We start from the raw sequence: 15144 nt of genomic DNA on the forward strand, positions 1-15144 counted from the left end.
CCGGATACGCGCCGTGTATCCGGCATTTCAACCAGGGAGCTTGCACCATGTCTTCTGACCACCGCGTCTACAGTTACTCCGCCGTTCTGATGGGATCGCCCATTCTCCTGAAGCTTTTCTCTCATGATGAAGCCCTCGCTTCTCGCGTTTTTAGACTGATTAAACAGTATGAAGACCTGCTGACCGTCAACCGTGCCAGCTCGCAGGTGATGGATATCAACCATGCTGCCGGCCAGCATCCTGTCACCGTCAGTCGCCCGGTTTTTGAGCTTATCCGCTGTGCGAAAGCGGCAAGCCAGCTCAAGGAGAGCGCATTTAACCTGGCCATCGGCCCGCTGGTGAAACGCTGGAAAATCGGTTTTCGGGGAGATAGCGTTCCGCCTGCCGATGAAATCGCGTCGTTGCTCGCCATTACCCATCCTGAGGATGTGGTCCTTGATGAGGCCAGCAGCAGCGTGTTCCTGACCCGGGCGGGCATGGAGATTGATCTGGGGGCCATCGCCAAAGGCTATATCGCCGACAGAGTGCGCGATTACCTGCGTAAAGAGGGCGCTCAACTGGGGCTTATTAATCTTGGCGGTAATATCCAGACGCTGGGTTCACCGGAAGGGGGCTGGAGCGTGGGGCTCAAAAAACCGTTCGCCGGGGAGGCGCTGCTCGGTACGATGACCGTAGAGAACATGTCGGTGGTGACATCGGGTACCTACGAACGCTTTTTTGAGCAGAACGGCAGGCGTTATCACCACATACTTGACCCGCGTACCGGCTATCCGCTGGATAACGAACTGGACAGCGTCACCATCATTTCGAAAAACTCCATTGACGGTGATATCTGGACCACGCTGATGTACGGCATGGGCGTCAGTAAAGGCTGTTCAGCGCTGCGCGCACGACCCGACATTGAAGCAATCTTCGTGACCAAAACAAAAGAAGTGGTGCTCTCTTCAGCGCACCACTTCCGCTTTACCTTGCTGGATAACAGCTACCGCGTTACTGACAGTACTGCTTGAGCAGTGCCGTCTGTTCGGGCTGCAGGCGATAGCGATACACTGGCCGGCCGGTGGCACCGTAATGAATGCTGGTGAACAGGATGTTGATTTGCGCCAGCCAGATCAGGTATTTGCGACAGGACACGCGCGAGATATTAACCGCGTTTGCCAGATCATCGGTGGAAAACTCCGTCTCCGGGTGCGCGTCAATCCACTGACAAATCGTACGCAGCGTTTGCGGCGTTAACCCTTTCGGCAGTTTTTTACTGTCCGCCAGTTCCGGCGCACCGCCGTGGATCAATCTGTCGACGTCGGCCTGCTCATAGTACTGATGCGATCCCATCAGGCTGTGCTTTGCCTTCCAGCCGTTCAGCGCCTCTTCAAAACGCGGGAACTGGAACGGTTTAATCAGATAATCCACCACACCGTAATGGATGGAGGTCTGGATGGTGGCGGCATCGGCGGCGGAGGAGATCATAATGACATCAATCGGCCGGCCTGAGGCACGGATGACGGGAAGGAGATCCAGCCCGTTATCCTGCTGCATATAGACATCCAGCAGCACCAGATCGACAGGCTGGCTGGGGTCGTTAATGATGGCCCTGGCCTGGTTGAGCGTGGAGGCGACGCCGCAGCAGCTAAAGCCTTCAACACGGTTGACATACAGACGGTTGAGGTCGGCCACCATGGCGTCATCATCGACAATTAACACATTTATCACGCGATATTCCTCTCGCTATCCCAAGGGATGTGAACAAAAAATTGGGTAAATACACCAGGCTCAGACTCGACGGTAATGTCTCCGCCCAGGTTCTGGATCTGCTGACGAGCAAGGAACAGCCCAACGCCGCGATTTTCGCCTTTGGTTGAGAAGCCCTTTGTAAAAACAGCCTCGAGCTGAGCCGGATCAATACCGGGGCCATCGTCGCTGACTTCGCAACTGAGCCAGCCATTCTGATAATGTAGCAGCAGGCCAATTTCGCCTTCCTGCTGTCCTTCCATCGCGTCGAGCGCGTTTTCAATGAGGTTACCCAGCACGGTAATCAGCACCGCAACCTGCTCTTCGTTGGCGGTATCCGGTATCTGGCACTCATCGGCCAGCGTCAGGGCGATCCCAGCTTCCTTAGCCCGGTTGATTTTACCCAGCAGGAACCCGGCTATCACCGGAGATTTAACTTTGCTCTGAATGGTACCAATATCGGTCTGATAATTATGCGCCGTCTGGATGATGTACTCTTCAAGTTTGTCGTAGCGCTTCATATGCAGCAGCCCGAGGATCACGTGCAGTTTGTTCATAAACTCGTGCGTATGGGAGCGCAGGGCATCGACATAATTGACCATGCCATCAATACGCTGCATCAGCTGGCTGATTTCCGTTTTATCGCGAAAAGTGGTGATGGCACCAATAACCCGCTCCTGGCTTTTAACAGGTACCATGTTGCACAGCAAGAGTCGCCCGTTGCAGCTGATCTCCTGATCCTTGCGTGCAATGCCGCTCTTCGAGACTTCCCGCAGGCTTGCCAGCAGGGGAGCACTGGCATTTTCGGTCTGTTTGCCGGAAGGCAGAAGCAATATTTCTCTGGCAGTGTGGTTAATCATCGTCACCCGGCCCTGAATATCCACGGCCAGTACCCCTTCGCGAAGCGACTGCAGCATCGCCTGCCGCTGTTCGAACAGCGCCGAGATCTCATACGGCTCAAGGCCGAACAGGATACGTTTGAGCACGCGAACCAGGCCCCAGATGGCCAGCGAGCTCATCAATATACTGAATAATATGGTCCAGATGGCGTTAAGCCGCCCACGGGCAATCTGATCTTCCACTTTTTTAAGGGAGATACCGACCACCACCACGCCGATCTGCTCTTGCTGGCTATCAAAGACGGGAGTGAAGACGCGAAGCGCTTCCGCGAGGGCACCCCGGTTAACGGCGACATGTTCCTTTCCTTCCAGCGCGGGCGTCAGGTCATCGCCGATAAAGTGCAGACCTAGCAGGGCTTCGTTCGGGTGCGAGTAACGAATACCGCGCATGTCGGTGACCACGGTGAAGAGCAGGTCGTTGCGCCTGGTGACCGCCTGGGCGATGGGCTGAATAATATCCGCCTGGGGAGCCTGCATCAGACCGCGTTGAATTTCGGGACTGTCGGCCAGCGTTCGCGCGATCCCAAGGGCCGTATCCTTAACATCATCGCGGGTGGCGCGGGTGATTTGGACGGAATAGAGCGCAAATACCAACAGCAGCACAGAACCGATAATCGCGCACACCATTAACGTGACCAGGGTGTTCAGTTTCATGGGGCGCTTGCGCGTCAGGGGGAAGGGCTGCAAATCGCTCATCAAAACTCCGCGATGATTAAGAAAGGGGTAATTATCGCCGATGACGCGCGTTTCTTAAAGCCATGTAAAGGCATGGATTCGGTCCTCTTTTCGTGACCCTCCTCGCAGGTCACCGGTCTAAAACACTTTATAGTGTAGGGGTACTCATAATAAGGAGGTTGTTTATGAGCATTACGCTTACCGGTTCGGTCAAGGAAAGACGGCACGCCAGCACGATGAATATCGATAGATTGTCCACGCTGGACATGCTGAAAGTCATTCACCAGGATGATGCCCTCATCTCCGCTGCAATAACCCCATGTTTAACAACGATCGCCCGCGTGGTGGATAACGCCGCTGCGACCCTGAGTCACGGTGGTCGTCTGGTCATTGTTGGCGCCGGTCCGTCAGGCCGTGTCGCGCAGCAGGCAGCCGATGAGTATGCCCCGGGAAAAACGCCTGTGATCGCCATAACGGCGGGAGAGGAGGCGGGCAGCTACGAGCGCGGTGTCGCTGACCTGCAGGCCATCAAATTTGGTGAACAGGATATGATGCTGGCGGTCACCGTCAGCGGCAAAACACCGTGGGTCTGGGGCGCGATGCGCCATGCGTGGTCGTTGGGTTCCCCGGTCGCGGCTATTACGGATGACGCGCAAAGTGAAGCCGCGCAGCTGGCGAGCATGGTGATTGCCCCGGAGCTTGGCGCGGACGCGATCGCGGGTTATATCAATACCAAAGCCGGGATCGCACAAAAAATGATCCTGACCATGATAACCACCGGCCTGGCGGTTCGAACCGGACGCGTGTTCAGCAACCTGCGCGTGGATCTGGACGCCAGCAACACCAAATGGTCTGAACGGCAAATTGCCATCGTCATGGAAGCGGGGGGATGCACCCGGTCAGCGGCGAAAGCCGCGCTGGAGAGCTGCAACCATAACTGTAAAACAGCGGTGCTGATGGTGCTGACAGGGCTGGATGCCTGGAAGGCGCATGAACTGCTGGCGCAGAATAACGGTTTTATTCGTCTGGCACTGCAGGAAGCTCCATAACATTTCTCTGTTGAATAAAAAAAAGCCCGCGATGCGGGCTTTTATCATAGTGGGAAGTTAGAACTGGTACGTCATACCTACGCCAACGATGTCATCTGTAGAGATGCCGTTTGCTTCGTAGAAGCTTTCGTCGTTGTCCAGCATGTTGATTTTGTAATCAACATAGGTGGAGAAGTTTTTGTTAAAGCTGTAGGTCATACCGACGTCGATATAGTTAACCAGATCCATGTCGCCATGCTGGCCCTGTGGGTTACCCGCATTGCCAGGATAAGTCATGTCCTTGCCTTTGGAGTAAACCCATGCCAGGGACGGACGCAGGCCGAAGTCGAACTGGTATTGCGCCACGGCTTCAAAGTTCTGCGTCTCATCCGCAATCCCGGTATCGCCATATGGCGTCATATTACGGGTTTGCGCATACATCATCGCCAGATAAACGCTGTTGGCATCATATTTCGCGCCAACGGTCCACACTTCCGCAGTCTTACCGCCGGCGAAACGTGCGCTGTCTTGTATACCCTTCGCTTCCTGCTCATTGGTACGGTCAGAAGAGGAGTAGGCCGCGCCTAAGGTCAGGCCAGACAGATCGCCGGAGAAATCATAGCTAGTGGACATACCGAAGCCGTCACCGTTCTGGAAACGCACGTCGTTATGACCGTTCTTGGTCCCTTCCTGATCTTCTGTTGCGTCCTGACCTTCGTTTGCCCCCTGATACTGCAGCGCAAAGTTCAGACCCTCAACCAGGCCGAAGAAATCGGCATTACGGTAGGTCGCCACACCGTTTGCACGGCCGACCATGAAGTTGTCGGTCCAGGTATAAGAATCGCCCCCAAATACGGGCAGCATATCGGTCCAGGCTTCAACATCATACACGACGCCGTAATTACGACCGTAATCGAATGAACCGTATTCGCCATATTTCAGGCCAGCGTACGCCAGACGGTTAAAAGAAGTATCACCGGCGTCTTCGGTATTATTGGCGTAGGTTTTATATTCCCACTGGCCATAACCAATAACATCGTTAGTGATTTGTGTTTCGCCTTTGAAACCAATTTGTACATAGGTTTCATCGCCATCATCCCCAGGATGATCAGAGAAGGTATGACGCGCATCGATCTTACCGTACAGATCAACTTTATTGCCATTTTTGTTATACATTTCAGCTGCATGTGCTGCGCCAGCCATTAATAACGCGGGTACGAGAATTGCCAGAACTTTTCTTTTCATTATATATTCCCTTTAAAGATAATTAATATGAATATATGTAATCACTCTCTGTCATTACAGAATTGATACTATTCTACGCAATGTCGTTTTGGTTCAAAAATAAATGTAATTAAAATCGTAGAAATATTGCAAAACATTTCTATCTGTCGCTTTATTTTTCTGGTGAATTAAAGTTTAGGATGTATAGAAATAAATTATCATTAAGTATTTAGCGGCAGTATTATTTAATATCTCCAATTGATATTAAATATATTTCCTCGGGAATGCAGGGTACACGCGTCCCTGTCAGGACAAGCCGTGATAGCGGCGGGGAAAGTTGCTATTGTAGCCGTTTTAACAACAGGACGTGATGATGGAACTTACACAGTGGCAGTCTCGCTTTGAGCGTTGGCTCGATGAAAACCAGGCGACCCACGACGCCGCGCATGATATTTCGCACTTTCGTCGTGTCTGGATGACGGCGCAAAAAATCATGGCGAACCAGGCGGTCGATTCACTGGTGGTACTGACCGCCTGTTATTTCCATGACATTGTCAGCCTGCCGAAAAACCATCCCCAACGCAGCCAGTCATCACGTCTGGCGGCCAGCAAGACGCTCGACATTCTGCGTCGCGATTTTCCGGATTTCTCCTCTGAACGCTATGCGGCCGTGGAGCATGCCATTGAAGCGCACAGTTTTAGCGCCGGTATCGCGCCGCACAGTCTTGAAGCCAAAATTGTTCAGGATGCTGACCGGCTGGAAGCGCTTGGTGCTATTGGTCTTGCGCGCGTCTTTGCGGTATCGGGGGCGCTGGGCGTGGCGCTCTTTAACGCTGAAGACCCGTTTGCCGACGCGCGCACCCTTAATGACCGCGCCTTTGCCCTCGACCATTTTCAGACCAAGCTGCTGCGCTTGCCTGATACAATGCACACAGACGTGGGGCGCGAACTTGCGCAACACAACGCCGATTTTCTCATCCAGTTTATGGCGAAATTAAGTGCCGAATTACAGGGCGACTGCCTGGGGCTGGATACCCAGGTGCTGAGCCGCTTCCGTCGCAGTTTGAGCGAGTGAACTGTGGTAATCTGTTTCCAGTCTTTATTCTCCGGTTAAAAGAATGCAGGAAAATCGATCAGTGAGTGAGCCCGCGCCAGAGCAGGCTGAGAAATCAACGGCAACGGTGCAGGCTTTATTGCGCCAGCTGCTGGATATCTATGATGCTAAAACGCTGGCGAATCAGCTGGTGGCGCACGGTGAGAGCCACTGGAGCCCGGCAATCCTGAAGAGACTGCTGACCAGCGAGCGGGCAGGGCAGCGTCTGAGTGAGGGCGAGTTTCGTTATCTGCAAAACCTGCTTCCGCGTCCTTCAGCCGCGCACCCGAACTATGCCTTCCGTTTTATCGATCTGTTTGCCGGCATTGGCGGCATTCGACACGGGTTTGAGGCCATTGGCGGGCAGTGTGTGTTTACCAGCGAGTGGAACAAACATGCGGTCCGTACCTACAAAGCCAACTGGTACTGCGATCCCCATGAACACCGTTTCAACGCCGATATCCGTGATGTTACGCTGAGCCACAAAATCGGCGTGAGTGATGAAGAGGCGGCTGAGCACATTCGCCAGTCAATTCCGGCCCATGATGTCCTGCTGGCGGGCTTCCCGTGCCAGCCTTTCTCGCTGGCCGGCGTGTCGAAAAAGAATGCCCTCGGACGCGCCCACGGTTTTGCCTGCGATACGCAAGGCACGCTGTTCTTTGATGTTGTCCGCATTATCGATGCCCGTCGTCCGGCGATTTTCGTGCTGGAGAACGTCAAGAATCTCAAGAGCCATGACGGCGGAAAGACCTTCCGCATTATCATGCAAACGCTCGATGAGCTGGGGTATGACGTAGCGGACGCTCAGCATATGGGCGCGGATGACCCGAAAATCATCGACGGTAAGCATTTCCTGCCGCAGCACCGCGAACGCATTGTGCTGGTTGGTTTTCGCCGCGACCTCAACCTGAAGGGGGATTTTACCCTGCGGGATATTCCCTCTTTATATCCTGCGCGTCGCCCAACCGTGGCCGACCTGCTGGAGCCTGTTGTCGACGCGAAATTTATCCTCACCCCGGTGCTGTGGAAATACCTTTACCGCTATGCGAAAAAACACCAGGCCAAAGGCAACGGTTTTGGCTTCGGGATGGTTAATCCGAACGATCCGCACTGTGTGACGCGCACGTTGTCCGCTCGCTACTATAAAGATGGCGCAGAGATCCTGATCGACCGGGGCTGGGATAAAGCGCTGGGGGAGAAAGATTTTGACGATCCCGATAACCAGCGTCACCGTCCGCGCCGCTTAACGCCGCGTGAATGCGCTCGGCTGATGGGGTTTGAGACCCCGCAGGGTTACACCTTCCGTATTCCGGTGTCGGACACCCAGGCTTATCGGCAGTTTGGTAACTCGGTGGTCGTTCCCGCGTTTGCGGCGGTGGCAAAACTGCTGGCCTCCCGCATCAGACAGGCCGTGGCGTTACGTGAGAGTGAGGCCGTCAATGACGGATGTTCACGATAAGGCGACGCGCAGTAAAAACATGCGTGCCATCGGCACGCGTGATACCGCCATTGAAAAGCGGCTAGCCGGGCTGCTGACCGAGGCGGGGTTTGATTTCCGCGTGCAGGATGCCGCGCTTGCGGGCCGTCCGGATTTCGTTATCGATGCGTATCAATGCATCATCTTTACCCACGGCTGTTTCTGGCATCACCACGACTGCTACCTGTTTAAGGTTCCCGCGACGCGTACGGATTTCTGGCTGGAGAAGATTGGCAAGAACGTCGCGCGGGACAACCGTGACCTTAGCACGCTTCTCGCGCAGGGCTGGCGGGTGTTGATTGTCTGGGAGTGCGCGCTGCGCGGCAGATTAAGACGTACCGATGCCGACCTGACAGAACGGCTGGAAGAGTGGATCTGCGGCGGCGGGCAGGCCGCGCAGATCGACACCCAGGGTATTCACCCGCTTACGGTTTCTCCACCTCACACGGCGTAACAACCGGCTTCGCAGGAAGCAGATATTTCCCCAGCGTTACCAGCACAACGGCAAAGACAATCACGCCCAGCGCCAGCCATTCCACGGGAGATAACGTTTCGCCGGCAAAGCTGGTGCCCAGTAGTACGGCAACCACCGGGTTCACGTAAGCGTAGCTGGTCGCGATCGCCGGCGAGACATTGCGGATCAAGAACATATAGGCGTTAATGGCGATGACAGAGCCAAATAATGCCAGGTAACCCACGGCCAGGAAGCCCGAAAGGTCCGGCATGGCTGTCAGTTTTTCGCCCGTCAGCGTTGAGGCAATCAGCAGCACAATCCCCGCCGCGAGCATCTCAATCGCGCCTGCCATCATGCCGGTCGGCAGCTCAATTCGTGAACCGTATACCGACCCAAATGCCCAGCTCATCGAGCCGATCAGGATAATCACTGCGCCCCACGGATTTCCGCTCAGGTTACCGCCGCTGTTGAGCAGGATGATCCCGGCAAGCCCGATCCCAATCCCTACCCATTCGAGCTTGCGGGTGCGGATGCCGAAAAGACGGCTAAAGCACAGGGTAAACAGCGGGACGGTCGCGACCACGACGGCGGCGATTCCGGACGGCACGTTCTGGTGCTCGGCGACCGTCACAAACCCATTCCCTATGGCCAGCAGCAGCAGGCCAATCAGAGCGGCATTGAGCATCGGGCGAAGCGGAGGCAGCTTATGGCCCCGTAACAGCAGGAAGGCCATCAGTAACACGCCCGCCGAGAGAAAGCGTACGCCCGCCATCATGAGCGGCGGCCAGCTCTCCACGCCGATACGAATGACAAAGTAGGTGGAACCCCAGATGATATACAGCGAAAAAAGTGCCCCAATGAGCGGTAGCAGTTGCCGGAAACGCATAATCCCTCGCGACAAAATGAAAAGGTCGCTGACAGTAAACGCCAAAACTATCGGCCTGGCGAGCGCTTTAATTGTGTAGTTGATGTGAATTTTTTGTTGACGCGAGGTGCCTGTTTCCGGGTTTACACTTTTGCTCCATACTATTCACTTAATTACCAAAAAAAGAAGGAATGAGATTTTGGCAGGAAGTAGCTTATTAACATTACTGGATGATATTGCCACCTTACTGGATGACATTTCGGTGATGGGAAAACTGGCGGCGAAGAAAACCGCCGGGGTTCTGGGAGACGATTTATCGCTCAACGCCCAGCAGGTGAGCGGCGTTCGGGCCAACCGTGAATTACCGGTGGTATGGGGCGTAGCGAAAGGTTCATTCCTGAATAAGGTGATCCTGGTGCCGCTTGCGCTGCTGATCAGCGCGTTTATCCCATGGGCGATCACGCCGTTGCTGATGATTGGCGGCGCATTTTTATGCTTCGAAGGCGCTGAGAAGATCCTGCACTCGTTCGCCGCACGTAAGAACAGTGACACGCCGGAAATGCGCCAGCAGCGTCTTGAGGCGCTGGCGGCGCAGGATCCTAAAACCTTCGAGCGTGATAAGGTGAAAGGCGCCATTCGTACCGACTTTATTCTGTCGGCGGAGATCGTGGCCATTACGTTAGGTATTGTCTCTGAAGCACCGCTTCTGAACCAGGTCCTGATCCTCTCCGGGATCGCCATTCTGGTCACGGTGGGGGTGTACGGGCTGGTGGGGCTTATCGTTAAGCTGGATGACATCGGCTACTGGCTGGAAGAAAAATCGAGCGCTATCGCCAAAGGTATCGGCAAAAGCCTGCTGGTGACCGCACCCTGGCTGATGAAGAGCCTGTCAGTGGTTGGCACGCTGGCGATGTTCCTTGTCGGAGGCGGTATTGTGGTTCACGGTATCGCGCCGCTGCATCATGCTATTGAACATTTCGCCTCGGCGCAGGGCAGCATAGTGGCGGCAATTCTGCCCACGCTGCTTAATCTTGTGCTGGGCTTTATCATTGGCATTATCGTGGTTGGGGCCGTAAAACTGGTCGAAAAAATCCGCGGAACGTCGCACTAATTGTTACCTGTTGCGGGGTGCAAAAAGATCATTCCTCGTCTAAATTGAAAACGTTTCACCCTGATACAGGAGGCAGGTATGGTCTTTTTGGTCAGTGATGAAGTTAAGCCTAAGAAGGGCGGCCCACGTATGATTGTCACCGGGTTTTCCAGCGGTATGGTGGAATGCCGGTGGCACGACGGTTATAGCATCAAGCGGGAAGCGTTCCGTGAAGATGAGCTTCAGCCGGGAGACGGGCAGCGCAAGCGAGACAAGGCTTAATGACATAACGCCCGGCTTTGCCGGGCGTTTTTACCTTCCGTATCCGGCGTCGGGCAGTAATCAGGGAGTGTGTGTGCAGCGCGAGACCTTTGTTGTAAGACGATCTTTTCTGCAATGGCTGCATATGCGTAGCAATCCGGGGTTGATTGTTAATCTCTGTTTTCTCATCGTACTGATATTTTCCACGCTCCTGACCTGGCGAGAGGTGGTGGTACTGGAAGATGCGTATATCTCCAGCCAGCGTAATCATCTGGAAACGGTAGCCACTTCGCTGGACCGGCAGTTACAGTACAGCGTGGATAAAATGCTGTTTTTCCGCAAAAGCATGCGTGATGCCATCCAGACGCCGCTGGCCTTTGATGTCCTGTATGAAGCGATTTCACGCTTTAACGCCTTTCGCACGCGCCCCAGCTGGCAGCTCGCCGTTGATAAAAAACGCACTCTCCCCATTAACGGCGTGTCGGATGCGTTCGTCGAAAAAACCACGCTGTTGAATCGTGATCCTGAGCGTATCAGCAATGAAATTTCTGCCGCCCTCGAAGTGGGGTATTTACTCCGACTGGCGTCCTCGGTGGGGCAAAGTGAAGAGCGGGTTATCTATGCGTCACGCGCCGGGTTTTACCTTGCGACGGACACGCCTGAACAGACGAGTGATATTAGCCAGCGCTATTACTATCTGGTTACCCAGCCGTGGTTTACCCAGCAGTCTGAACGTAACAATCGCGCTCGCGCGGTGCGCTGGTTTATCTCCAGCCCGTCGCCCTGGACCGGTGGTGAACGGATGATCACGGCCAGCGTACCGATCTATTTTGACCATTACTGGTATGGCGTTGTGGCGATGGATTTCTCATTGAAGACCATGAAACATCTGCTGGAAGAGGCAACGCAAGAGCGTACAGAGGGGGAATATCAGCTGTACGACACCCGGCTGAATATGATTGCCACGTCAGAAGAGACCGGTAGTCTGGTGAACCGGTTTGACGAACGCGAAACGGCGCAGATAGCGCACGCGATTGAGAACGATACCGGCGGGGGGATCCGCCTCGGAAGCCGCTTTATCAGCTGGGAGCGGCTCGATCACTTCGATGGTGTGATTTTACGCGTTCATACCCTGCATGAAGGCGTGAAGGGGGACTTCGGCAGTATCAGTATCGTGCTGGCGCTGCTCTGGGCACTCTTCACCGCCATGCTTCTTATCTCGTGGCTGGTTATCCGTCGGATGGTCAGCAATATGTACACGCTTCAGCACTCTTTGCAGTGGCAGGCCTGGCACGATCCGCTCACCCGCCTGAATAACCGTGGTGCCCTGTTTGAGCGTGCCAAAATGCTGTCGGAAAAATGTCGGCAGCAGTCGCTGCCGTTCTCGGTGATTCAAATCGATCTCGACCATTTTAAAAGCATTAACGATCGCTTTGGCCATCAGGCCGGGGACAAAGTGCTTTCCCATGCCGCAGGCCTGATTGGCAGCGCACTGCGCAAGAATGATGTTGCCGGACGCGTGGGTGGGGAAGAGTTCTGCGTGGTACTGCCCGGCAGCGGGCTTGAAGAGGCGAGGGGGATTGCGGAACGCATTCGCTCACGCATCAACAGTAAAGAGATCCTGGTGAAAAAGAGTACCACCGTGCGTATCAGTGCCTCACTGGGGGTAAGTAGCGCCCAGGAAAAGGACAATTACGATTTCGAACAGTTGCAGTCAGTGGCGGATGCCCGGTTGTATCAGGCCAAGCAGTGCGGGCGCAACCGGGTGTTCTGGCACGATCAGGATAAGAAGTGATCCAGCCCCTCCTGCCAGCCCACGGGTCCGGGCTGTTGCGTGTGGTACACCCGGGCGGGGTTATCGTCACGTAACGTGATGCCCTGCCGGTTAATACCCTTGATCACCACGGCGTAGTCCACGCTGTCCAGCAGCGGGGCATCATTTGGACCATCGCCAAGCCCCAGAGTGACCGGCACAATGCCTTCCCGCGCACGGTACTGCTCAATCAGCCAGTCAACCGCAACGTCTTTACCGCAGCGAGCATCCAGAACATGCCAGAAGCGGGCTCCCTGCAGGCATTTCAGGCCGCACTGCGCCAGCGCCTCGTCAAATGGCGCCATTTTTTCATCGCTGTCGCGCCAGATGAGCGTGACAGAGGCTTCGTGTCGGCGCGCGAGGGTCGAGCGATAGCGCGTCAGCCCCGTCCACTCGCTGATAACCCGTTCGTCGACGTCATCAAAGGTGGTGAATTTAAAGCCCCGCTGCTGGCGAATCTGGTCGATCAGCGGGCGAATGTCACGGTGCGTCATCCCCCTGATGTGGCGTTGACCTGTCTCCCAGCGCACGTCGGGTTGAATCACCGCGCCATTCTCAGCTATGAAGGGTAACCCCTCCAGACCCAGATCCTGCTGGATATCCAGCATTTCTGCCGCGGTCTTGCTGCTGCAGAGAATAACCGGCACCTGATTATCCTGGAGGGTGTCCAGCCAGGGCATGGCCGGTTGCCACTCGTACGTATGAATATCGAGCAACGAGCCGTCGAGATCGGAAAAGATCAGCAGGCTATCCTGCAGTGAAGGCATAACGACTCCTGATAACTGACAAACTTCCACCTAAGAATATTCCTAAAAAAATTCCTAATGCTTAAGTCAGGCAAAAGGGTATCTCTCCTGCCAAACCCGCATGCAGCGCATGTTGTCCCTCATAACTAAATTTATTATGTACCAAATATTATATTCGCCATGAGAATATATGCTTGTCATACAAAATGGTTGAGGATAGTGTTTTGTGTACATCAGATTTCCTGGTGTAACGAATTTTCAAGTGCTTCTTGCATAAGCAAGTTTTGATCCCGGCCATCCCCATGACCGGGATTTTTTTCGTCCTAACGATTTGCTTCAGACACGCTAAAATCGTGTATATCAAGCTCGAAGGCCTCCGCCAGTTCACGGTAGGTGTGATAATCCCTTCCGTTCACAATGACCCTGTCTGAATTGTCGTCCGAACGACGGACTTCTGACTCACTGATCTCATTGATGGCGGCCAGCAGGGCATCGACATCCACCTCAACCTCGCGTTTGATGGTGTCGCTGTACTCTTTGTCGGTCTTCATTACGGGGTACCTCATTTTGCCGTCTCCAACCGTAAGTATAGACTGCGCACAAAAACGCCATTCGCACCGGGCAGCGATGCCAGTTAAGGCGTTTTGTTCTACACTGGCTCAAAACCAGAGGAGGAACGTATGAAGGTCAACGATCGGGTAACCGTTAAAACGGACGGTGGGCCGCGCCGCCCGGGTGTGGTCCTGGCAATTGAAGAGTTTAGTGAAGGCACGATGTACCTGGTATCACTTGAAGACTACCCGCTCGGCATCTGGTTTTTTAACGAACTGGGACACCCGGATGGCATCTTTGTAGAGAAGGCGCAATAGCATGGCGTCGGGTGGCGACTGGCGCGCCCGACACTGTCCACAGAAGCAAAAATCTCTGGCCAGGCCAGAGATCAAAGGTAGGGTGCAAAGGGTTTTTTTAGCGACTAACGCATGTTGACGAAAATCCCGTTCGTCACATTATCGGTGAGGCGTACCACGTGATAGATCACTTGCTTATTATGCGTTTTAATTTTCCTTTTAATATTTCCTTTATGTGACGAAACGGTTTTGGCTTTAATATTCATCTGGTCTGAGATCTGAATAGTCCCTTGCCCTGCCATCCACATTCGCAGCATGCTTGATTCAGTCCTGCTTAATGATAGGGTGGGTAAGTTAACCGCTCCTACATTTTTAACTTCTTTATTCAAATAATCACCCAGAATGTCATCCAGCGACTCTGGTTTAATCGATTTAGAACTGATCAATAAATTTTTACGAACCAACAAATACTCATCGAAATGGATATTCGCGATCGCCATAAAAACAATAAACAGGGTTTTTGGATGCTGATTAATGATTTGCTTAATGTGCTGACTGTTGGCTGGATCGTGAATGAAACAGTCCTCATTAATAAACACCACGCCTGGTTTAAGTTCGTCACAAGCGGCTGCGAGTTCGTCAACGGTGTGTGCATCGTTGATGTCTCTCTTTCTTACCCCTCTGCTTGCCAGGTACCCGGTTAACCCTAGCCGGGTGTAGCTGCATAAATCCATAATGATCGTTGACATGGCATACCCTCACTCAATGCGTAACGATAATTCACCATCTGCCTGAGAGCTCATAACAGCCATACGGGATGGAAAAAATTAATAAACCTGTGAGCATGACAAAGACTTTCAGGCGGACTCACTATCCCGTAAAGTTACGTATAATTTGCCAGGAATCTTCTTAAAGTAAAGTAAATATTAAGTATTGTGAGGTG

Annotated in this window: 16 protein-coding genes; 9 read left to right on the plus strand and 7 right to left on the minus strand. The window is 53.8% G+C overall.

The annotated features are described in order from the left end of the window. The first annotated feature begins 47 nt into the window (after window positions 1-47). On the plus strand, window positions 48-1010 hold the full coding sequence (locus BJP35_RS20825; protein WP_086463530.1) for an FAD:protein FMN transferase: 963 nt from the start codon (window positions 48-50) through the stop codon (window positions 1008-1010). On the opposite strand, the gene dcuR is transcribed toward BJP35_RS20825, so the two are convergent. Together dcuR and BJP35_RS20835 are read right to left on the minus strand one after the other, a co-directional pair. Next, a complete protein-coding gene (gene dcuR, locus BJP35_RS20830) occupies window positions 991-1710 on the minus strand; it encodes a two-component system response regulator DcuR (protein WP_014170753.1) in 720 nt (239 codons plus the stop codon). The two genes, BJP35_RS20825 and dcuR, sit on opposite strands and share 20 nt — an antisense overlap. Beyond that, the gene (locus BJP35_RS20835) at window positions 1707-3323 is read right to left on the minus strand and encodes a sensor histidine kinase (protein ID WP_086463531.1); all 1617 of its coding nucleotides are present in this window, start codon (window positions 3321-3323) and stop codon (window positions 1707-1709) included. Before BJP35_RS20835 ends, dcuR begins: the two co-directional genes overlap by 4 nt. 164 nt (window positions 3324-3487) lie before the next feature. Here BJP35_RS20835 and BJP35_RS20840 point away from each other — a divergent pair, with 164 nt between their 5' ends. Further along, the gene (locus BJP35_RS20840) at window positions 3488-4351 is read left to right on the plus strand and encodes an N-acetylmuramic acid 6-phosphate etherase (protein WP_020883324.1); all 864 of its coding nucleotides are present in this window, start codon (window positions 3488-3490) and stop codon (window positions 4349-4351) included. Window positions 4352-4408: 57 nt separating this feature from the next. On the opposite strand, the gene ompC is transcribed toward BJP35_RS20840, so the two are convergent. After that, complete coding sequence (ompC, locus tag BJP35_RS20845; protein WP_044867871.1) at window positions 4409-5575, minus strand: porin OmpC; 1167 nt, start codon at window positions 5573-5575, stop codon at window positions 4409-4411. A 352-nt stretch (window positions 5576-5927) separates the two neighbouring features. Here ompC and BJP35_RS20850 point away from each other — a divergent pair, with 352 nt between their 5' ends. The 3 genes from BJP35_RS20850 (at window position 5928) to BJP35_RS20860 (ending at window position 8578) form a co-directional block, all read left to right on the plus strand. Then, entirely contained in the window at window positions 5928-6629 is a 702-nt protein-coding gene (locus BJP35_RS20850) for a phosphohydrolase (RefSeq protein WP_086463532.1), read from the plus strand. Between the two features lie 61 nt (window positions 6630-6690). Then, window positions 6691-8106, plus strand: a complete 1416-nt coding sequence (locus BJP35_RS20855) for a DNA cytosine methyltransferase (RefSeq protein WP_063156598.1) — start codon at window positions 6691-6693, stop codon at window positions 8104-8106. After that, complete coding sequence (locus BJP35_RS20860) at window positions 8087-8578, plus strand: very short patch repair endonuclease (protein ID WP_050737015.1); 492 nt, start codon at window positions 8087-8089, stop codon at window positions 8576-8578. Before BJP35_RS20855 ends, BJP35_RS20860 begins: the two co-directional genes overlap by 20 nt. Here the strand turns inward: BJP35_RS20860 and yedA are convergent. After that, complete coding sequence (gene yedA / locus BJP35_RS20865) at window positions 8550-9464, minus strand: drug/metabolite exporter YedA (RefSeq protein ID WP_020883329.1); 915 nt, start codon at window positions 9462-9464, stop codon at window positions 8550-8552. The genes BJP35_RS20860 and yedA overlap by 29 nt on opposite strands. A gap of 178 nt (window positions 9465-9642) precedes the next feature. On the opposite strand from yedA, the gene BJP35_RS20870 reads away from it, so the two are divergent. The 3 genes from BJP35_RS20870 (at window position 9643) to dgcQ (ending at window position 12589) form a co-directional block, all read left to right on the plus strand. Further along, window positions 9643-10554: a DUF808 domain-containing protein gene (locus tag BJP35_RS20870; protein ID WP_020883330.1), complete on the plus strand. Its 912-nt coding sequence runs from the start codon at window positions 9643-9645 to the stop codon at window positions 10552-10554. Window positions 10555-10632: 78 nt separating this feature from the next. Further along, window positions 10633-10815, plus strand: a complete 183-nt coding sequence (locus BJP35_RS20875) for a YodC family protein (RefSeq protein WP_086463533.1) — start codon at window positions 10633-10635, stop codon at window positions 10813-10815. Between the two features lie 73 nt (window positions 10816-10888). Further along, window positions 10889-12589: a cellulose biosynthesis regulator diguanylate cyclase DgcQ gene (dgcQ, locus tag BJP35_RS20880; protein WP_044867762.1), complete on the plus strand. Its 1701-nt coding sequence runs from the start codon at window positions 10889-10891 to the stop codon at window positions 12587-12589. Here dgcQ and BJP35_RS20885 read toward each other — a convergent pair. Both BJP35_RS20885 and yodD read right to left on the minus strand, forming a co-directional pair. Beyond that, complete coding sequence (locus BJP35_RS20885; protein ID WP_086463534.1) at window positions 12574-13374, minus strand: mannosyl-3-phosphoglycerate phosphatase-related protein; 801 nt, start codon at window positions 13372-13374, stop codon at window positions 12574-12576. The genes dgcQ and BJP35_RS20885 overlap by 16 nt on opposite strands. Window positions 13375-13676: 302 nt before the next feature. Next, window positions 13677-13904 carry a YodD family peroxide/acid resistance protein gene (gene yodD / locus BJP35_RS20890; protein WP_008500310.1) on the minus strand — a complete coding sequence of 76 codons (228 nt, stop codon included), beginning with the start codon at window positions 13902-13904 and terminating at the stop codon, window positions 13677-13679. Window positions 13905-14033: 129 nt separating this feature from the next. Here yodD and dsrB point away from each other — a divergent pair, with 129 nt between their 5' ends. Next, window positions 14034-14222, plus strand: a complete 189-nt coding sequence (gene dsrB, locus BJP35_RS20895) for a protein DsrB (protein WP_020883333.1) — start codon at window positions 14034-14036, stop codon at window positions 14220-14222. Between the two features lie 104 nt (window positions 14223-14326). Here dsrB and rcsA read toward each other — a convergent pair whose 3' ends face one another. After that, the gene (gene rcsA, locus BJP35_RS20900) at window positions 14327-14950 is read right to left on the minus strand and encodes a transcriptional regulator RcsA (protein ID WP_008500313.1); all 624 of its coding nucleotides are present in this window, start codon (window positions 14948-14950) and stop codon (window positions 14327-14329) included. Window positions 14951-15144: the final 194 nt, after the last annotated feature.

Origin of the sequence: Enterobacter sp. J49, assembly GCF_002148625.1 — a bacterium.
Classification (GTDB): Bacteria; Pseudomonadota; Gammaproteobacteria; order Enterobacterales; family Enterobacteriaceae; genus Enterobacter; species Enterobacter ludwigii.